The 19,055-nt window shown below is 71.7% G+C and carries 17 protein-coding genes; 11 read left to right on the forward strand and 6 right to left on the reverse strand.

Going from position 1 to position 19,055, the window contains the following annotated elements; genetic code table 11:
• Nucleotides 1–24: 24 nt before the first annotated feature.
• Nucleotides 25–459, reverse strand: a complete 435-nt coding sequence (locus tag WMF12_RS03185) for a DUF6918 family protein (protein WP_437549462.1) — start codon at nucleotides 457–459, stop codon at nucleotides 25–27.
• Between the two features lie 614 nt (nucleotides 460–1,073).
• Here WMF12_RS03185 and WMF12_RS03190 point away from each other — a divergent pair.
• The 8 genes from WMF12_RS03190 (at nucleotide 1,074) to WMF12_RS03225 (ending at nucleotide 8,085) form a co-directional block, all read left to right on the forward strand.
• On the forward strand, nucleotides 1,074–1,889 hold the full coding sequence (locus tag WMF12_RS03190; protein ID WP_437864275.1) for a hypothetical protein: 816 nt from the start codon (nucleotides 1,074–1,076) through the stop codon (nucleotides 1,887–1,889).
• Nucleotides 1,890–2,064: 175 nt separating this feature from the next.
• A complete protein-coding gene (locus WMF12_RS03195; protein ID WP_437297730.1) occupies nucleotides 2,065–2,613 on the forward strand; it encodes an OmpA family protein in 549 nt (182 codons plus the stop codon).
• Between the two features lie 151 nt (nucleotides 2,614–2,764).
• Nucleotides 2,765–3,505 (forward strand): MotA/TolQ/ExbB proton channel family protein, encoded by a 741-nt coding sequence (locus tag WMF12_RS03200; protein WP_437531733.1) that lies wholly within the window; start codon nucleotides 2,765–2,767, stop codon nucleotides 3,503–3,505.
• 15 nt (nucleotides 3,506–3,520) lie between these two features.
• A complete protein-coding gene (locus WMF12_RS03205) occupies nucleotides 3,521–4,024 on the forward strand; it encodes a biopolymer transporter ExbD (RefSeq protein WP_437744146.1) in 504 nt (167 codons plus the stop codon).
• On the forward strand, nucleotides 4,021–4,881 hold the full coding sequence (locus WMF12_RS03210; protein ID WP_437864343.1) for a TonB C-terminal domain-containing protein: 861 nt from the start codon (nucleotides 4,021–4,023) through the stop codon (nucleotides 4,879–4,881). Before WMF12_RS03205 ends, WMF12_RS03210 begins: the two co-directional genes overlap by 4 nt.
• Nucleotides 4,872–6,206 (forward strand): tolB protein, encoded by a 1,335-nt coding sequence (locus tag WMF12_RS03215; protein ID WP_437744148.1) that lies wholly within the window; start codon nucleotides 4,872–4,874, stop codon nucleotides 6,204–6,206. The genes WMF12_RS03210 and WMF12_RS03215 overlap by 10 nt, the downstream gene beginning before the upstream one ends.
• Nucleotides 6,207–6,532: 326 nt before the next feature.
• Nucleotides 6,533–7,105 (forward strand): hypothetical protein, encoded by a 573-nt coding sequence (locus WMF12_RS03220; protein WP_437864360.1) that lies wholly within the window; start codon nucleotides 6,533–6,535, stop codon nucleotides 7,103–7,105.
• Between the two features lie 398 nt (nucleotides 7,106–7,503).
• On the forward strand, nucleotides 7,504–8,085 hold the full coding sequence (locus tag WMF12_RS03225) for a hypothetical protein (protein ID WP_437864368.1): 582 nt from the start codon (nucleotides 7,504–7,506) through the stop codon (nucleotides 8,083–8,085).
• Between the two features lie 185 nt (nucleotides 8,086–8,270).
• On the opposite strand, the gene WMF12_RS03230 is transcribed toward WMF12_RS03225, so the two are convergent.
• From WMF12_RS03230 to WMF12_RS03245, 4 genes are all read right to left on the reverse strand, one after another.
• Entirely contained in the window at nucleotides 8,271–9,956 is a 1,686-nt protein-coding gene (locus WMF12_RS03230) for an FHA domain-containing serine/threonine-protein kinase (protein WP_157906421.1), read from the reverse strand.
• A 271-nt stretch (nucleotides 9,957–10,227) separates the two neighbouring features.
• Nucleotides 10,228–11,055, reverse strand: a complete 828-nt coding sequence (gene thiD, locus WMF12_RS03235; protein ID WP_437864407.1) for a bifunctional hydroxymethylpyrimidine kinase/phosphomethylpyrimidine kinase — start codon at nucleotides 11,053–11,055, stop codon at nucleotides 10,228–10,230.
• A gap of 232 nt (nucleotides 11,056–11,287) precedes the next feature.
• The gene (locus WMF12_RS03240) at nucleotides 11,288–12,484 is read right to left on the reverse strand and encodes a hypothetical protein (RefSeq protein WP_437864413.1); all 1,197 of its coding nucleotides are present in this window, start codon (nucleotides 12,482–12,484) and stop codon (nucleotides 11,288–11,290) included.
• Between the two features lie 82 nt (nucleotides 12,485–12,566).
• Entirely contained in the window at nucleotides 12,567–12,809 is a 243-nt protein-coding gene (locus tag WMF12_RS03245) for a hypothetical protein (RefSeq protein ID WP_012233293.1), read from the reverse strand.
• Nucleotides 12,810–12,991: 182 nt separating this feature from the next.
• Here WMF12_RS03245 and WMF12_RS03250 point away from each other — a divergent pair, with 182 nt between their 5' ends.
• The 3 genes from WMF12_RS03250 to WMF12_RS03260 all read left to right on the forward strand — a co-directional run bounded on the left by WMF12_RS03250 (nucleotide 12,992) and on the right by WMF12_RS03260 (nucleotide 16,988).
• Nucleotides 12,992–13,777 (forward strand): ABC transporter ATP-binding protein, encoded by a 786-nt coding sequence (locus WMF12_RS03250; protein WP_437744153.1) that lies wholly within the window; start codon nucleotides 12,992–12,994, stop codon nucleotides 13,775–13,777.
• A gap of 6 nt (nucleotides 13,778–13,783) precedes the next feature.
• The gene (locus WMF12_RS03255; protein WP_437864448.1) at nucleotides 13,784–15,979 is read left to right on the forward strand and encodes an ABC transporter permease subunit/CPBP intramembrane protease; all 2,196 of its coding nucleotides are present in this window, start codon (nucleotides 13,784–13,786) and stop codon (nucleotides 15,977–15,979) included.
• Between the two features lie 325 nt (nucleotides 15,980–16,304).
• A complete protein-coding gene (locus WMF12_RS03260; protein ID WP_437864464.1) occupies nucleotides 16,305–16,988 on the forward strand; it encodes an extensin-like domain-containing protein in 684 nt (227 codons plus the stop codon).
• Between the two features lie 23 nt (nucleotides 16,989–17,011).
• Here the strand turns inward: WMF12_RS03260 and WMF12_RS03265 are convergent, their stop codons facing one another.
• A complete protein-coding gene (locus WMF12_RS03265) occupies nucleotides 17,012–18,949 on the reverse strand; it encodes a glycoside hydrolase 5 family protein (protein ID WP_437864491.1) in 1,938 nt (645 codons plus the stop codon).
• Nucleotides 18,950–19,055: the final 106 nt, after the last annotated feature.

Genomic DNA, 19,055 nt, shown 5'->3' on the forward strand with positions numbered 1-19,055 from the left:
AGCGGGCCTGCTGCGCCGAGCCGCTCAGGCTGAGTGCTTCTGGATGAGCTGGGCGAGGCGCGGAACGGCCTCCTCGACGTTCTTCTTCGCTGAGCCGCGCAGCTTCTCGTAGGTGCCGCGCACCACGCCGCTCGACGACGACTTCGCCTTCTCGTCCGTGATGCTGAGGAGCGCGTCGGCGATCCGCGAGCGGTTCGACGTGAAGAAGGAGCTCGGGTTGCCGCTGCTCGCGGCCTCGGTCCAGATGGGATCGAGCTTCTTGGCGAACTCGGGCAGGAGCTTCTCGACCACCTGCTGGATGAAGCCGGGCTTGATGCCCTTCACGGCCGCGTAGCCGGCCTTGACCGCCAGGCCGGAGAGTCCGCTCTTCGAAGCCACCTCCTCGTCGACCAGCGTGCAACAGTCGGCGACGACCTTGGATTTCTTGTTCGCATCGAGCAGCGTTTCGCTGAGACCCATTCTCGAACTCCTCCGGGCGCTTCGGAGGCCGGTCGCGGCCCCCACACCCATGTCAGCGTGACCCCCGGCAGGGAGCCGCGACCACGTCGAGCGGACCGGTGGTCCGCTCCCGACCACATCGAAGCGCGGCTCTTACCACAGCGGCCCGAAGGCCGGCATCGCAAGCGCCCACCCGGGAAACCTTCGGTCCAGGACGGCTCTCGTCCGATGTCGACCGTCCGGGATGGCACCGCAACGCCGTCACGCGCTCGATTCTCGGAAATGCCGCGCGGAGACCGCATGCATGGCCGCCCCTCGCGCGCCATACTCAAGATGTAATTTGAATCACAATCTGGCGTGGCGGGCGCTCGCCGTTGTCGTGTCGCGAGGCCTGCGGGGGGCTCATGGACGTTACCTGCGAAATCTGCGGAATCGTCACCACGGTGTCGAGCGACGCGCGCGGCGGGGCTGCGCTCGAGTGCAGCGTCTGCGGCGGTGCGATGCTCCGTGCGCACGGGAGGGGTGCGGCAGCGCCCCCGGCGGGAGGCGCCGGCCGGCGATCGAGCCGGCCTCCTCCGCCGCTCCGGCGATCGAGCGCGCCCTCGGTGCCACGGAGCGACGATGACCCGACGATCATGGATCTCCGGTCGCTCGCGCTGAAGTCGTTCATCGCGACGCTTCCCGCCGCGACGACGACGTCGAGCGCGTCGGCGGCGGGCTCGGTCGCGCCGGGCAGCGGCCCGGTCGCTCCGGCGGCGGTGGGCCTGACGACGCCACAGGCGATCCGGGGCGTGGAGTCGACTGCGGCGACCGCCTCGAGCGCGTTCGCGGGTACGGCGCCGGTCGTGGTCGATGCGCCGAGCGTGAGCGACGTGATGCGCGTCCACGACGCGCTCGTGCCCGTCGCGGTGCCCTCGTGGGCGCGATCACGAGCCCGCGTGCGCATCCTCGCGGCGGCGACCGTGGCCGGCGCCCTGGTGATCGCTGTCGGGCTCACGCTGATCGCCGGCCGGATGTCGCGTGCGCCGCGGGATGACGTGCCGCCTGCAGCGCAGCGCGGCGTGGCCCGGGCCGGGGAGATCGCGCGCGAGGTGCGCGTGCCGCTCGAGGCGCCCGGCCCCCGGAGGACGGCGCTGCGCGGGCTCGACGCGCGCGCGCGAGCGGCCGACGAGGACGAGGCCAGCGCCGCCGAGCCCGCCACGGCGCCGCAGCCGCGCGCCGCACCGGAGGCGGGCGCGCGCGAGGCCTCCGGGGCGGGTCTGCGCCCGCCCGCCGCTCCGGGGGCCCGCGCCCGGCCTGAGCGTCAGCCGTCGCCGTCGCTCGCGTCCGAGGAGGTGTCGCGGCCTCAGGCGCCGATGTCGCTCACCGACGCGATGGCTGCAGCCGTCGCCGACCCCCCGGCCCCGGCGGCTGCGGAGACGCAGCGCCAGGCGGACACCAGCGAGGAATAGCCAGCGTCGAGGGGGCGCGCGGCTGGCCAACCGTTGGTGCCCCAAATATTCCCGCGCCTGGAGCGAGCGATGCATCGCGGCACTTTAACGGAATGCCTGTCATCCAGGCGCGCCGGCTCGCCGGCGGGCGCTCAAAATGCTGCAACGCGCCTCCCGGCGTGGTAACGGCATGCCCATGACAAAACTGCCTGCGTTGATCCTCGTGGTCTCGGCGCCCCTTGCCGCCTTCGCGGCCGGCTGCGGCTCCGATCCGCAGCCGCCGGCGAATGTCGCCAGCGACGTCGCGCCCCCTCCGGTGGCGAAGACCGCTGCCCCGCCTGCCCCGAAGCAGGACACCGAGAAGCCGACGAGCGGATCGATCCGCATCGACGACAAGATCCTCAAGGCCTGCGGCGATCTACCGACCGCCCGCTTCGCGTTCGACTCGACGTCGATCGAGGGTGAGGCGGCGGGCGCGCTCGACGCGCTCGCGCGCTGCTTCGTCTCGGGTCCGCTCAAGGGCAAGGGGATGAAGCTCATCGGCCACGCCGACCCCCGGGGGGAGACGGAGTACAACCTGGGCCTCGGCCAGAAGCGCGCCGGCAGCGTCGCGGAGTACCTCGGCAAGAAGGGCCTCGAGCAGGGCCGCATCGCGACCTCGTCGAAGGGCGAGTTCGAGGCGACCGGCACGGACGAAGAGGGCTGGGCGCGCGACCGGAAGGTCGACATCCTGCTCGCGGACTGAGCGCACGCGCCGCGTGCGGCGCTGGGCGAACTTGAAGAGGGCCACGGCCGCGCTTCCAGGCGAGAGAGGGGGTCGCGGCCGCAAACTCCACTGAACGGGGCCGCGCGCGCGGAACCCTGACGAGCCGACTCCCTGACCTGAAGAGATCGAAATGGCCTTCCTGCAAAGCGCCCCCGAGCCGGCGACGGCGGTCCCGATCAAGCTCGATCCCGTCTCCCTGGTCCTTCACGCCTCCGGTCCGGTCTTCCTGGTCGTCTGGCTGCTGATCTTCGCGGCGATCCTCGTCTGGGTGATCGCCGTCCTCAAGGTCCTCCAGCTTGCGCGGCTCGCCTCGCAGCAGGCGCGGTTCGAGCAGGAGTCGGCGCACGCCCACTCGCCCGATCAGCTGTTCGCGCTCGCGCAGCGGCACGCGGACGCGCCCGGCGCCCGCGTCGTGATGGAGCTCAGCCGCCGCGTCGGGACGAGCCGGCTCCTCGACTCGATCGCGAAGCGGGCGATCGTGACCGAGACGCAGCGCGCGAGCGCGCTCATGCCGACGCTCTCGTCGATCGCGGCGGCGTCGCCGTTCATCGGCCTGTTCGGCACGGTCTACGGGATCATGGACGCGTTCCTCCGCATCGGTCAGCAGAAGAGCGCGTCGCTGCCCGTCGTCGCCCCGGCCATCGGCGAGGCGCTCATCGCGACCGCGATCGGGCTGTTCGCCGCGATCCCCGCGGTCATCGCCTACAACGGGATCAACAAGCGCATCGATGACCTGCTCGCTGCGCTCGAGGCCGCGAGCGAGGGCTGGGTGGAGATCGCGTCGCTCTCCGCGCGGGGGATGCAGGAGTCCATCCCGCTGGCGCTCCAGCGGTCGAGCGACCGGCCCACGCCGGTGATGCCGAAGGGCTGAGGGGCGGGGCCGATCATGGGCATGTCGGTCGGTGGAGGGCGCAGGCGGCGCGGCGGCGGCGGGTTCAGCGACATCAACGTCACGCCGCTCGTGGACGTGATGCTCGTGCTCCTCGTTGTGTTCATGGTCACGGCCCCGCTGCTCACGGCCGGGCTCCGGGTCGAGCTGCCCAACGTCTCCGCCGAGGAGGCGCCGACGAAGGACACGAAGCTCGTCGTGACCGTCACGAAGGAAGAGAAGATCCTCTTCGGCGAGGACGACGCGACCGCCGACATCGAGGCCGTGCTCGCCTCGAACGGGCGCGTGCAGAAGGAGAAGGAGCTCTACATCCGCGCCGACAAGGACGCCCGCTACGGCGCCGTGGCGCGGGTCGTCGCCGCCGCCCGGGCCGCCGGGGTCGAGGGGCTGAACCTCCTCGTCCAGCCGGAGATCGAGCCGGAGGGCGCGCCGCCGCCGCCCGGGGGAACGGCGCCGCGACCCGGGGGAGCCGCGCCGCGGCCCGGAGGTGCGGCGCCGTGAGCACGGCTGCGGCGCGCGCGCCCGGACCGAGGACGCCGCCGGGGCAGCGCCGGCCGGCGAGCGACTTCCGCCCGCGGGACATCGCGCTCGCCGTCGCGGTGGCGATGGCCGTGCAGGCGGGGGCCGCCGTCGCGGTCAGCCTGGCCGATCTCGCCGTGCCCGCTGCGGCGCCCGAGATCGACAAGGGGCCGAGCGTCCCGGTGAAGGTCGTGCCGGTGCTCGACATGGACACGCCGCTGCTCAAGCTGGGCGGCAAGCGCGACAAGATGAAGCTGCCCGACCGGTGGGTGCGCCAGACGCCCAAGCCGCGCGTCGAGCAGAAGGCGTTCGTGTCGCCGAGCGCGGGCAAGACCGAGGCGGACATCCCGCCCCCGGAGGTCAAGATCGCGGACGCGGGCACCGCGCCGCCGCCGCCCGACGCCGAGATCGCGAAGCAGGTCGACACCGAGCTCGATCCGAAGACCGACGCCGCCCCGGCCGCCAACGTCGACCAGGAGGGCCACGAGGACGGCGTGAAGGAGGGGACCGAGACCGATCCCCTCAAGGCGCGCGCGGTGGATCTGTACCTGGCCCGCATCGCGGGCTGGTTCTCGAGCAGGTTCCGCGTGAACGGCTCGGGGCTCCCGCCGGAGGAGCTCACGAAGCACAAGCCGCGCGCGGTCATCGTCCTGTCCGACGGGCAGATGGTGAGCTACACGCTGACGCCGAGCGGGAATCCCGCCTTCGACGCGGCCGCGCAGGCGACCCTCGAGGCGGCGAAGGGGCAGGCGCTGCCGCCGCCGCCCGAGAACTATCCCAACCTCGGGCAGAAGCAGGTCAGCGTCACGTTCGTCTGTAGAGAGACCACATGCGACTAGCTCGATACGCCCTCGGCGCCCTGGCGCTCGCCGCCGCCGCGCTCGCTGCTCCCCCTGCTCCTGCGCAGGCGCCGGCCTCCTCGGCGGCGCCGCCCAACCCGGACGAACTGCTCGGCCACATCACGGTCGTGGCCGGCGCGACGCGCCCGCTCCCGAAGATCGGCGTCCTGCCGTCGCTCGTCTCGGATCCCGAGGACGTGACGATCCACAGCGTGGTCCGGCGCGACCTCGAGCTGTGCGGCGAGTTCGAGGTGCTGCCCGACAGCGCCGCGCCCGACGGACTGTACCTCTCCGACAGCCCCGTGGACGTGAAGGCGTGGTCCGCGAAGGGGGTCGAGGCGGTCGTGAGCGTGAGCGGCAAGAAGGTCGCCGCTGACAAGGTCGAGCTCGTCGGCCAGGCGTTCCTGGTGAACCGCGGGCAGGCCCCGGTGTTCGACAAGAAGTTCATCGTGCCCCTCCGCGACGTGCGCTTCGAGTCGCACCGGGTGGCCGACCAGCTGATCGGCGCCCTCACCGGCCAGAACGGCGGTTTCGCCAGCCACATGACGTTCGCCTCGGGCTCGGGCTCGCTGCGGCGTGTCTTCACGATCGACGCCGACGGCCATGACGCCAGGGCCGTCTCGCCGCCCGACCAGACCGCCATCGCCCCTGCGTTCGGGAAGAACGAGCAGCTCCACTACGCGGCGAGCGTGAAGGGCGACGAGTACAAGGTCTTCACGCCCGCCGGCGGCCCGCTCCCGCTGCCCGTGAAGGGCTCGGTCTACGGGATCGCGTTCTCGAAGGATCGCGCCCAGGTCGCCCTCAGCATCGGGGTGGGGTCGACGATCAAGCTGTTCTCCGGGCCCGATCTCCAGAGCATCAAGCCGGCGTCCGAGGTGGGGATGGCGCTCCACCCGGTGTTCACGCCGACCGGCAAGCTCGCCTTCTCCGGCGAGGGCAGGTACGGACAGCGCATCTACGTCGGTGGCAAGGCGATCTCCCCGGACGGGCTCTTCGCCTCGGCGCCCACGTTCTGCAACCACCCCGACGGCGTGAAGGCCGTCTATGCCGTCGGCGTGGGAAAGAACACCGACCTCGTCGCCTCGGGGGAGACGGGCGGCGGCCTCGTACGGTTGACCCAGAATCAGGGCAGGAACGGGTACCCGGCCTGCAGTCCCGACGGGCGGCTCGTGGCGTTCTTCTCCACGCGCACCTCTGGCGAGGGGCCAGGGCTCTACGTCATGCGCGTCGACGGGCAGCGCCCGAAGCGCATCTCGAACCTCCTTGGGGACTCGCTGCGCTGGGATCCTCTGCCGCCCGGCAAGGCCGTCGAAGCGAAGAACTGACGCGGGCGAGCCGCGGGGCACGGCCCGGACATCCAGCGTGTGTCCGATCGAGGGCCGCCCGCATCGTGGCTGAGCCAGGCGTTCTCTCTCCGACAACTTTTTACGTCCCGGCACGTCTGACGTGGGTAGTTCCTGCGCGCCCTCCCGCGCCGCTGCTGCGAGCGACGACGATGAAGGGAGACCGCGTTAGCAGCCCCGCTTCCTTGGCCCACCGCGTCGGTCGCGGTTAGCCTCCGGACTGCTCAGGGGGAGAGTTGGCTGGAAAATTGCAACGAAATTGGGACGAACCGCCCTGGCCAGCCAGCCAAGAGGAAATGGAGAAGTGCATGGTGTCGAGCCGTATCTGGACCGCCATCGCGATCGTCTGGGCCTTCTGTGCCGGTGGCTGCAGCCAGGTGGCGGCGGTTCAGGAGGCGAGGATCAGCGAGCAGGGGGGGTTCAGGAACCCGGAGCACCGGCTCGCCGCGGCAGAGGACGGGGGTTACTGCAGCGCCGAGGTGCTGCGCTGGCAGTACGATGAGCCGGCGGCGACGCTCCGCCTTGCCGATGCCCGTTTGATGCTCGACTGCTGCGGGAAGCGCGCGATCCACGTCGAGAGGATCGACAGCCTCTTCGAGGTCACCGAGCGGGATGCGCCGGACGGCGCCGGAGGTCGCTGCAGCGAGCAGTGCGCCTTCGATCTGTCCGTCGGCGTGCGCGGCGTCCCGCAGGGCGAGGTCTACGTGAAGCTGCTGCGCGACGTCGTCGATCAACAGGGCGGCCCGGCCGTGATCTGGAGCGGTTCGCTCGATCTGGGGGTCTCCGCCGGCGCGGTCGTCCTCGACGAAACCCCCGCGGAAGCCGGCTGCCAGGCGAAGGGCTCCCCGCGCCAGCGCAGCAAGACGGTCGCCGCGCGATGAGGCGCTGAGCACACGCCCCCGGATCGCTCCGCAGCACCTCGCGTCCGCGGTCGGCAGGGGGAGCTCGTGAATGTCCCGGCGCGCATGGCAGCGCGTCATGGGGTGGGATGGTGGAGGATGATGGAGGAGCTTGGTCGACCATGACGTTCATGGTCAGAGAATCGGGCTAACTCTGCCACTTTCGCCTGGACAAGGTTTCCAGAAACCCGTAAATCACACTCGAATGTGCGTGCAGCTGCTCCGGGGTGCGGCGCATGTGCGCACCTTATGTACGTTGGCTTGCAGCTGAATCCCTAGGCGCAAGTAGCGGACACGTGAAGCGCGTTTCTAGAGGCCCTGGTTCTTTGCCTTTTGGGCGTATTTTGACAGTGTCGCGGGACAGCCAAGGAAATCGGGGCATGAAGTACCTGGGGGTCTGTGGAGCGCTTGCAATGGTGGGGTCGCTGCTTGCTCTGAGCGCGTGCCTGGAGGCGGAGCCCGCGCAGGTGGGGCTCGTGAGCGAGGCCGGCGGGTTCGTGGATCCGGAGCGGCGGCTCGCCTCCGAGGGGGAGGAGAGCTACTGCGGGGCCGAGGTCCTGCGCTGGCGCTACGACCACTCCAGCGGCGCCCTGAAGATCGCGGACAGCCGGCTCCTGCTGAACTGTTGCGGCCAGCGCGCGATGCACGTCGACAGGATCGACAGCATCTACGAGATCACCGAGCGGGACGAGCCCGATGCGGCGAATCCGAGGTGTGATTCGGTCTGCGCGTTCGACTTCGCGGTGGCGATCCCCGAGGTCGCCCAGCGCAAGGTCTACGTGCGGCTGCTGCGCGACGTCGTCGACGCTCAGGGCAGCGCAGAGCTCGTCTGGCAGGGCGAGATCGACGTCCGGAAGTCGGCCGGCGAGGTGGTGCTCGATCGTGTCGCCGCTCCGGGCGAGGCCTGCAGCGGGCCGTCCCAGCAGCCGCTCACCGCCCAGCAGCCGCTCGCCGCCCAGTAGCCGCTTGCTGCTCCGGCCTGGGAGCGGCCCCGTTGCGCAGGAGCGCTCGCAGGGTGCAGGCGCTGCGCGGCGTGCTGCCGGCGCGGTGCGCCTGGTGATGGGCTCCGTGTCTTCGTGACGGAACACGCGATCGAACCACCGCCCGGTGGTTGAGCGACGGTCGAGCAACGCCCCGGCGGTCTGCCTCAGTCGATCAGCGTGCGCGCGGGGCGGCCAGGCTCGCACTTCACGAGCGTGGCGGTCAGCTCGAGCGTCTCGGGGAGCGTGCCCTGCACCTGCGCGACGACCTGCTCGACCACGTGCTGAGCCTCGTCCAGGTTGGGACCCACGATGGAGACGACGAACGTGAGCGGGCCGGTGCGCCCGGCGGCGGCCGGCGTCAGGCTGAGCAGCAACGTCTGGGTCAAATCGACGACCTGAAGCGCGGCCTTGCGCAGCGCGAGCATCTCGAGGATCGTCGGTCGCAAGCTCACGAGGCCGTTCTGGCCGCGGAGCTCGAAGCGCGCGATCTGCATCGGCACCTCGCCCCACTCGGCGAAGAAGCCATCCTCGTCGATCGCCTTCATCAGGTGCTCGCGCACGAGCAGCCCCGTGAGGCCGTCGCGCCGGGCGAGGTAACGCTTCGCCTTGTCGTGGTGCGGCGAGTCGGGCCCGAACGTGACCACCATGAGACGGCACTCGCCGAGCTGCACCTCGGCCCCATGGAGCAGCGAGACCTGCGCTTTGCGCTCGAAGGGGAAGTCCGCGTAGGTGCCGTTCGTGCTGTTGAGATCCTCCACCAGCCAGGAGCCCGTCTGCCAGCGGAGGAGCGCGTGTGACCCGGAGACGGTCGCCTCGGCGAGGACGAGGTCCTGATCGCTGCGGCGGCCGATGGAGAGCACCGGCTTCTGCAGCGGGAACAGGGTGGCGACGCTGTCGGGCGCGTTCGTGGCGTACGTGATGAGCAGCGACTGCGCGCCCGGCGTGAACTGCGTCTTGATGGCTCGCCCAGGCGCGGGGCCGGGATCGATGCGCTCGCGCGGCAGCTGGATCGGCGCGGTCGCGGTCTGCGTCGGGTTGAAGAACCGCATGTGCCGCGCCTGCGGGCGCATCTGCGGATCCGGGTTCAGCGCGCGGAAGATCTGCCTGATCTCGTCGTTCGTCAGCGCGGCGGGCACATCGAACGTGATCTGCTGCTTCATCGTCTTGAGCCGCGGCTTGTAGCCGGGCTCGGGGACGCGGCAGGTCCACATCTCCCAGAGCGTCAGCGCCGCCGCGTAGACGTCGTCCTCCGGGCTCGCGCCGCCGCTGCGCAGCCGCTCCGGCGACATGTAGTGAGGCGTGCCGCCGTCCGGAGGCGCCCCCGGCTTGCGCACGGCGGCGCGGGCGCGCTCCTTCGCGAAGCCGAAGTCGAGGATGACCGCCCGATCGTCGGCGACCATCACGTTGCCGGGCTTCAGATCGCCGTGCACGAGCCCCTGCTGGTGGATCGCGGCGAGCCCCGCGCAGACGTCGGTCGAGATCTTTCGGAACTCGTCGGCGCTGAACCCGCCCGACGTCTTGCGCTTGCGGATGTGGTTGTGGAGCGTCTGCCCGGGGATGTACTCCATCACGAGGATGGGCCCCCATGGGCTCGGGGCGAGGTCGTGCACGCGGCAGACGTTCGGGTGGCGGGCCTTCTGCGCGAGGATCACCTCCTGCCGCAGCGCCTCGTCGTCGCCGGGCATGGCGGAGGCCTCGGGCACCACCTTGAGCGCCACCTGTTGCTGGGTCAGGCGGTCGAAGGCCAAGAACACCTCGCCCATGCCGCCTTTGCCGATGCTCTTCAGGACCTCGTAGCGGTCGTTGATGACCGTTCCGACGTCGATGGGAGGGAGGGGATCTTTGGTCACGGCCACGGGCGCACGAAGGGTGAGGAAGAGCTCCGCGACGGCGCCGAAGGAGACGCGCCGGGACGCCGATACGGACTGCGCGCAGGGTCGTCCATTCGAGCGCCGGGCGCAACGAGTCGTTGCACAAGCGCTGCACGCGGCCCGTTCGGCGCCCTACGGGACCGCCCCGCCGCTCCTTCGCAGAGCAGCCAGGCCGCCGTGCGGGGCCCGCGGCGCGGGGCCGCCGTGGTCGTCGCGGCCGTCCACAGACGCGCGCGGCGCGCCGCGCTGTTCAGGGGAACGGCCGCGCCGTGTGGGCGTGGTTCAGCGGCCCGTGGCCCTGGCCGAGCCCCGGCGCGGAGCGCATCGCCTCGCGGAGGTAGCGCCGCGCGCGCCCGATCGCCGGGACGAGGGCGAGGCCTTGGGCGAGACCAGCGGCGATGGCCGAGGCGAGCGTGCAGCCCGTGCCGTGGGTCGCGCGCGTCTCGATGCGCGCGTCCTCGAACAGCTGCTCGCCCTCCGGCAGCCCGGAGGCGCCGGGCCCCGGCGCGACCCGGAGGACGTCGACGACCGTCGCGCCCGGGAGGTGGCCCCCCTTCAGCAGCACGGCGCGCGGACCCATGGCGAGCAGCCGCGCTGCGGCGCTGCGCATGGCGTCCACGCTGTCGATGACCACGCCGGTCAGCGCCTCGGCCTCGGGGATGTTCGGCGTGAGCAGCGCCGCGAGCGGCAGGAGCCGGGCGCGCAGGGCGCCCTCCGCGTCGGACTTCAGCAGCCGGGCGCCGCCCTTGGCGACCATCACCGGGTCCACCACGAGCGGCGCGCCGCGGCCGAGGCGCTCGTAGACGCGCGCGACCTCGTCGATGACCTCGGCCGAGTGGAGCATCCCGGTTTTGATGGCGTCCGCGCCGATGTCGTCGAGCACGACCTCCATCTGGCGACCGATGAAGTCGGGTGGCACCGGGAACACGGCGTCGACGCCGCGGGTGTTCTGGGCGGTGAGCGCGGTGATCGCCGTCGCGCCGAACGCGTCGAGCGCGGTGACCGCCTTCAGATCGGCCTGGATTCCTGCGCCGCCGCCCGAGTCGGAGCCGGCGACGATGAGGACGCGTCCTTTCATGGCGCGCTCCGGCGGCGGGCAGTTGCGGAGGCCGGTCGGCCCCCGCGCGGCAGGTGCGCTGGGAGAGCGGGGAGCGAGCTGCGAGAGGCGCGCATGGCGAGCGCGCAGGGTGTCCTGAAATGCAGCGAGTGGCGAGGGGTTCTTGCTGGCGGCGCGAGAGGGCCGCCGGCCACGGAGGTCGGGCCGGCGGCAGGTCGAGCGCTCTGCTCGCCGCCGCGATCCCGGCCGTGCGTCAGAGGCCAGCGCGCACGATCTCACCCGACATCGGGCTCCCGGACAAGCCGCGGTTGGACCAGTAGACGAAGCCGTTCCGGAGGCGGACGCTCGTCGGCCGCGCCTGGTTCGAGGCGATGACCCGAGGGCCGCCGCCGCAGCCGTCCAGCGGACACATCTTGACGACGCCGTCTGCGCTCATGCCCGTGCCGAGAGCGGTCCAGTACACGCCTGTGGGGCCGACAGCCATGCTGGTCAATGACGGCTCGCCCTCGACGAAGGTCGTCGGGCTGCCGCCGCACCCGGTCTTCTTGCACGCGAAAATGGTATTCTTGACCGCGTTCATCACGTAATGAATCCCGTCGTGGATGGCCATGACGACGCCGTGCTCGGCGTGGAGCTGGATCGCGCCGTCGGCATTGCCGGGATCGCAGAAATAGACGCCTCCTGGATCGGTGGCGTGGGCCCAGTACACGGTCGTCCCATCCATGACGAACGAACGGATCCCGTCCGCGCTCACGCAGCGGATCCGCTGGCATTGGCCGTTATCGCACTCGAGGACATCGAACTTGTCCGAGATGCGCGCCACGCCGTCATCGCTCACCTGGATCTGGTTCAGGTTGCCCACGATGGACTCCCACACTTCCACCGGCGACTTGCCGAAGCAACCGGCCGCTGGGCATCTGTAGTAACGGCGCGACCCTCCGTCGTTCGGGGAGCTCAGCCAGTGCACGAAATTCGGATCCACCGCGATGAGGTATGGAGAGGCGATGGCGGCGCCCGAGGGAGGCCCGAGCCCCTCGGCGAGGACCACCGGAGCCGGGCAGCCTGCCAGGGAGCACCGCAGCAGCGTGGACGCGGAGAGGATGAAGATGCTCTGGTCGTCGACCGCGATCGAGTACGGGTCGTCAAGGCCCGTGGCGATGACCTCCGGAGGCAATGGTTGCGTGTCCCCTCCGCCAGCTGCGCCCGTTCCTCCTCCCCCGCCTTCGCCGGCGCTCACGCCGCCGCCAGTCCCGCTGCCGGCCGGCGACGCGCCGCCGCTGCCGGTCGGCGATGCACCGCCGCTGCCGGTCGGCGACGCGCCGCCGGTCCCGCCGCCGCCGCTGTCGCCGAACGAGCGCTCCGCCGGTGAGCAGGCGACTGCCAGGAAGCCGGCCGGGAGGGCCGCCGCGCCGAGCATCACGAGCGATATCGCGAAGAGCCGTTGCCGCATCGGCGACGAGTATGCCACAGGGCGCGCCGAGCGAGGCGACCACGGCAGGGGGAGGTGCCTGATCGCGCTGGAGGCCTCGGCGTCAGTAATGCTTGTCGAGGACCGCGGGATCCTTCGTCGTCGCGAAGACCGTGTCGCAGCGCCGGCACCTGTACTTCACCTTCGTCGGCCGGGCCGAGATCCCGAACGCGAGCTGGATGTACCCGAGGACTCGGTACTCCGCCTCGGCGCTCACCATGTAATGATCGCGACCATGTCCGCAGGGGCACTGGACCGGCTCGGGCGTCGTACGGTCGCGATAGGGCATCGACGGGCTCGTTGGCATGGACGTCAGCGTAGTCTAGGGGGCCCGCGGCGGACGTCGAGGGGGCGGCGCCGCGACGCCGCCTGGACGGAGGCGACCGGGCGGCGCGAGCAGAGGGGCGGCGCGCCGCGGCACGCGCTGCGTGCGGGTCCGTCCGACGGGCGCTTTGCGCCGCGCCGCGGACCGAACTAGGAGACGATTCCATGCGCCCCGCCCTGTACGCCGAGCGTCTGGTGAAGCGGTACGGCGGCGTCACGGCCGTGGACGGGGTTGATCTCGCCGTGTACGCCGGGGAGGTCGTCGGGCTGCTCGGGCCGAACGGCGCGGGCAAGACGACGACCTTGCGGATGCTCGCCGGCATCCTGTCGCCGGACCAGGGGCAGATCCTGGTCGGCGGCGTCGATCTGGCCGCGAGGCCGCTCGAGGCGAAGCAGCGCCTCGGCTTTCTCTCCGGGGACACGCAGCTCTACCAGCGGCTCACGCCCCGCGAGGTGCTCCGCTACTTCGGTCGGCTGTACGGCATGGAAGAGGCGGCGCTCTCGCGCCGGATCGACGCGCTCGTGGCCGACCTGGAGATGGACGCGTTCGCCTCGCGGCCGTGCGGCACGCTCTCCACGGGGCAGAAGCAGCGCGCCAACATCGCGCGCGCGTTCCTCCACGAGCCGGAGGTGCTCATCCTCGACGAGCCGACGACCGCGCTCGACATCCTCAGCGGCCGCTTCATCGTCGCGTCGATCCGGCGGGAGCGCGCCGCGGGCAGGGCGATCCTCTTCTCGACGCACATCATGAGCGAGGCCGAATACCTCTGCGACCGCATCGCCCTCATGCACGAGGGGCGCGTCGTCGACGCCGGCGCCCTGCCCGAGCTCCTCGGGCGGTCCGGCACCACGAACCTGACCGACGCCTTCCTCCACCACGTGGAGCGGAGCCGCCCGAGCGCGGCGCGCGACACGCCCGAGCGCGCCGGCGCGCCCGCGCCAGGGGGCTGACGCGCCGTGAGGCTCGCCATCGTCTGGACGATCCTCCGCAAGGAGCTCGTCGAGTCGCTCCGGGATCGGCGCACGCTCGTGCGCCTCGTCGTGGTCCCGCTCCTCCTCTATCCGCTCTTCGCGCTCGCGATGAGCAAGCTCGTCGGCGTCGAGGCGGCCGCGCGCGAGGCGCGCCCGTCCAGGATCGCGGTCTGGGGAGAGCTCGCCGAGGGCCTGCAGGCGAGGCTCTCCGCGGCGGGCAAGATCGAGCTCGCGCCGTGGGCCGGCGCGCCCCCCGACGTGCGCGAGGGGCTCCTCTCCGGGGCGCTCGCGCCGCCGGCGGGGCCGGCGGCCGCGCCGGACGACGGCGAGGCGGCGCCCCCCGAGGCCGAGGCCGAGCCGGCGAGGTGGATCGAGCCGGAGAACCCCGTGCTCGCCGCGGCGCGCGCCGCCGTGAGCGAGCGCAAGATCGACGCGGTGCTCGTGCCGTGGCCATCGATGGGGGCCGAGCTCGGGCGCGGCGGGAAGGGCGCCGTCGCGATCTACTTCGACTCGGTCCGCGCCGACTCGGCCACGGCAGAGGCGCGCCTCGAGGGCGCGCTGCAGCGCGCCCGCAGGGCCATCGTCGCGGATCGCGAGGCGGAGCGCGGCCTGCCCGAGGGGTTCTCGCGCGCGTTCGACGTCGTGCCGCGCGACGTCGCGGCGGACAGCCGCAAGGTCGGCCAGATCCTCGGCGCGATGATGCCGATGCTGCTGATCCTGATGTCGCTCCTCGGCAGCTTCCTCCCGGCGATCGATCTGACGGCGGGCGAGAAGGAGCGCGGCACGATGCAGACGCTGCTGTGCGCGCCCGTGCGGCCCATCGAGATCATCTCGGGCAAGTTCCTGGCCGTGTGGGTCATCTCGCTGCTCACGGCGCTCGGCAACGTGGTGAGCATGTCGCTCACGGTGAGCCGGTTGCTGCCCGACGCGATGGTCGTCGGCCCCGGCACCTTCGCGCTGACGTTCGTGCTGCTCGTGCCGGTCACGCTCCTGTTCTCGGCGCTGTTCCTCGCGCTCGCCGTGTTCGCGAAGGACTTCAAGGACGGTCAGAACGCGCTCATGCCAGCGTACCTGCCGCTCTCGCTGCTCGCCGGCATCACGGCCCTGCCGGTGGTCGAGCTCAACCCGTGGACGGCCTACGCCCCGGTCCTCAACATCGCGGTGCTGATCAAGGCGCTGTTCGTCGGAGAGGCGCCGGCCGATCTCCTCTTCACGGCGCTCGTCTCCTCGGCGCTCTATGCCTGCCTCGCGCTCCTCTTCGCCGCGCGCGTCTTCGAGCGCGAGAGCGTGCTCCTCGGGGGGCACGAGCCGGCGCGCGCCGTGCTCGGCCTGGGGCGCCGGGCCGGCGGGGCGCCCTCGGCGGGCTTCTCGCTGGCGGCGTTCGCGGGCGTCCAGGTGCTCTTCTTCTATGGCAGCCTGCTCATCGCCCGCACCAGCGTGGCGGTCCAGCTCGCGGTCTCGCAGGTCGGCTTCTTCCTGGTCCCGACCCTCGCGCTGGTCGCCGGCTTCGGTTACTCGCCGCGGGCGACGCTCGGCCTCAGGCCGGCCTCGGTCCGGGGCCTCGCCGGGGCGCTGCTCCTCGGGGTCGCGGCGTGGGCCGCGATCGGCGGCACCGTCCTCCGGTGGTTCCCCGCGCCGGAGCCCTTCGCCCGTGAGCTGGGTGAGCTCGTGCTGCTCGGCGGGCAGCCGTACCCGGTCGTCCTGCTGCTCGTCGCCGTCACGCCGGCCGTCTGCGAGGAGCTCCTGTTCCGCGGCCTCGTCTACGCAGGCCTGCGCCGCGCCGGGCCCGCGGTGGCGATCGGCGTATCGGCGCTCCTCTTCGGGCTCGCGCACGGGTCGGTGTACCGGCTCTTGCCGACGTTCTCGCTCGGGCTGGCGCTCGGCTACGCGCGCCACCGCACCGGCTCCGTTTTGCCCGGGGCGCTGCTTCACGCCCTGAACAACGGGCTCGCGGTGTCGCTCCTCTATTTCAAGCCGTCATGGGCGCAAGGCCTCCTCGAAGGCGAGCTCCTGCCCTGGAGCGTGACGTTCGCGGGGATGGTCGTCTCGCTGGCCGGGCTGCTCCTGCTCCGGTTCTCGGCGCCGAGCGCGCCGGAACCGGAACCGGAAGGGAAGGCGAAGATGGACGAGCGCGAGCGTCGCGGGGGAGCGGCCGGCGGAGGCAGCGCGGCACAGGGCTGAGGCTGGCGAACGCGGCAGCGGTGTGGGCGAGAGCGCGTGGAGGGGAATCGCGCACCTTGCGCCGGCCGCTCGCGGCGGTACGGACATCGATGTGCACGTACGCTTTCTTCTGGGGCTCGCTGCGGCGGCGATGACCTCGGCGCTGTCCTGCTCTCACGGCGGTCCCACGCTCGCGGAGCGCGGAGGAACCGCGCCCGGCCGTCTCGCGGCGCCGGCCCCCGGCGGAGCGCCTGCCCTCGCTGGAGTCGCTGGAGCAGCACCGGTTGAGGCCGGGGGCGCGCCGGTCTCCGCGGAAGCAGCGCCCACCGGTGCCGCAGGACCACCCGTGACGCCGCCGACATCACCGGGATTGGCCGGCCCCTGGATCGAGCACCTCGCCGACGCTGCCGGCCTCCGCGAGCGGCCTCCGCGGGCGCAGCGCCAGTGGAACCACATCGCCGCGGCCGCGGGGGCGGATTGCCGCGATGCCCTCAAGGTTGCGGGGGCGCGGTTCCAGTCGCTGCCGGACACCGTGAAGCCCAACAAGAAGGGGTGTGGCATCCCCCACGGCGTGCTGCTGAGCCGCGGGCCGACCGGCATCGTTTACTCGCCGCCGCTGCAAGTCGATTGCTCGCTCGCCCTCCGGCTGGGCGATATGGAGCGCGTGATCCAGGAAGAGGCCGAGGCGCACCTGAGCTCGCAGATCGTCCGCATCAACACCCTGGGGAGCTATGCCTGCCGCGAAGTGGTCGGCAGGATGCGCCCGTGGAGCGAGGGGCTGAGCGAGCACTCGTTCGGCAATGCATTCGATATCGCGCGCTTCTCGCCGAAGCGCGGCCGCGCGATCAGCGTGCTCCGCGATTACGTGCTCCACGGAGACGACCCGAGCACCCGTGAGGGCCGCTTCCTCCGGGGCGTGGCCCGCCGGCTCCGCGCCGAGGGGGCGGCCGCGCGCGTCCTCGGCCCGGACTTCGACGCGAGCCACCGGGACCACCTGCACATCGATTGCGGCACGCCGCGCTGGTACTGAGGAGACGGCCGGCGGCCCCGCGCTTACCGCGGCCCCGGCCGCAGCTCGAGGATCCGCACGTCGTACGGCGCGAGCTCCACGGCGTGGACCGGGGACTTGCCGCCGAGCTCGGTCAGGTGCCCCGAGGCCGCGGCGGGCCTCACCGAGAGCGGCTGATCCGCCTGGCTGACAAGGAACACGAAGCGGCGGCCATCCCGGTGGCGCAGCGTGTCCGCCGCGACGCGCGGGTCGTCCACCGTCACCGGTCGCTTCACGCCGGCGAGCTCGGCGAGCGCGTCGTAGATCTTGTAGGTCGGCTCCGGGTTGATCCGCGGGGTCGCCGCGGCGAAGTGCTCGATCGGGTACGTGCAGAGCACGACGCTGCCGCTCCCGATCTTGCGCCGCAGCAGCGCCGGCCGGCCGCGCTGGTCGACCGCGACGACCTCCGCGCCCCTCGGGCGCACGGGCAGGTAAGCGCGGCTGTGCTCGGTGCCGGAGACCGGGAACGTGAGCGTCGTGCCCGCCGCGATCGTGCCGAACTCGCATTCGAAGGTGAGCTTCGCGCAATCGTCCTCGATCGGATCGATCATCCCGTAACGCAGCTGGTGCTCGACGCCGAACATCGCGTTGAGGTGCGCGTACCACGGCCCGCGCTGCGACCCGTGCGTGCCGTGGCAGTACGACGCGTAGACGACCGCGCCGGCGGACGAAAGCCGCTCCAGGAGGTGCCATGTGGGCGCGGTCAGCTGCTTGGCCGACGGCAGCAGGTAAAGCCGGCAGTCCTCCGCGATCCCGTCCCGCTCCCGCGTCAGCCCGACCGGCAGGTCCGCCTCCTTCGCCGCGATGTAGGCCTGCCGCAGCATCGTGAACAGGTAGCTGCGGTCCTCGGCCTCCGTGAACGGGAACGCGCCTTCCAGGTACGACGGGACGATCAGCGCCGCGTCGGCCGGCTCGCGCTCACAGCCGAGGACGTCGATGTCGGAGAGCACCTTGGCGAAGCGGGCCATCTCCTCGAGCTGCGGCTTGGGACGGCCATCGACGGTCGTCAGCCCGAAGTGGAGCTCGAAGGGGTGGTGCCTGTAGGGATCCTGGTCGATGAGATCGAAATCGGTGTTGTTCCAGCCGATCCACCCGGTGGCGCCGGCGAGCAGCGTGTTGTGGAGGACCTGCCGGTAGTAGTGCGCGGCGTTCTCGTCGGACGCGAAAGCCGACGAGACGCCGAACTCCTCCAGCACGACGGGCTTGCCGAGGAAGCCCGTGAGCTCGCAGACGAACGCCGCGCCGTAGTGCTGGCGCGTCAGGTCGTTCTCCATCCGGTACACGTGCGGGCCGAGGAAGTCGACGAGCGCGCCGAGATCGCGGACAGAGAACCCATTGTCGTTCCCCGTGACCTCGATGCCCCACGCGCCGTCGCCGATCGAGATCGGCTGGCTCGCCCCGCCGGCCCGCAGCGCCTGCAGGACCAGGCTCGCCCAGCTCGTGACGTTCTCGCGGATCGAGCGCTCGCGCTCGCCGTAGATCGGCATCTCGTTGGAGACGAGCCAGCCCGTCACCGCCCGGTGCCCCGCGAAGCGCCGCGCCATCTGCTCGGCGAACCAGGCCTGCCGGGCCACCATCCACACGTCGCCGTAGAGGTCCCGCCCGCGCCGCCATGCCGGGTCCCAGTTCTCGCCGGACATGTGGCCGACGAGGAGGGTCGGGATCGTCGTGAGGCCCGCCTCGACGTGCGCCTCGAGGAAATCGGCATAACGCGCGACGCAGTCCTCGTCGATCCGGTCCGGCTCCGGCATGAAGTGCGGCCAGTAGAAGAACGACCGGGTCATGGTCAGGCCGTGATCGGCGAGCACCCGGAGCTCCTCGCGGACGACGAACGGATCATAGCTCTGCCACATGAGCGGGCCGCCGCGCCGCGACCAGAAATTGGCCCCCAGCCAGGCGACCGCCTGTTGACGAACTGCGACTTTGGCGAAATTGCGGTGCATAGTCCTCACGTCCTGGTCATGCAGAGCGGCGCTCTCGAACACCGTCCGTCCCCGTGCTCGCGGCGCGGGCCGCGCGCTCGAGGCGCGAGCGGCGGGCAGGTGACTT

The organism is Sorangium sp. So ce363 (assembly GCF_051520435.1).
GTDB lineage: Bacteria > Myxococcota_A > Polyangia > Polyangiales > Polyangiaceae > Sorangium > Sorangium cellulosum_B.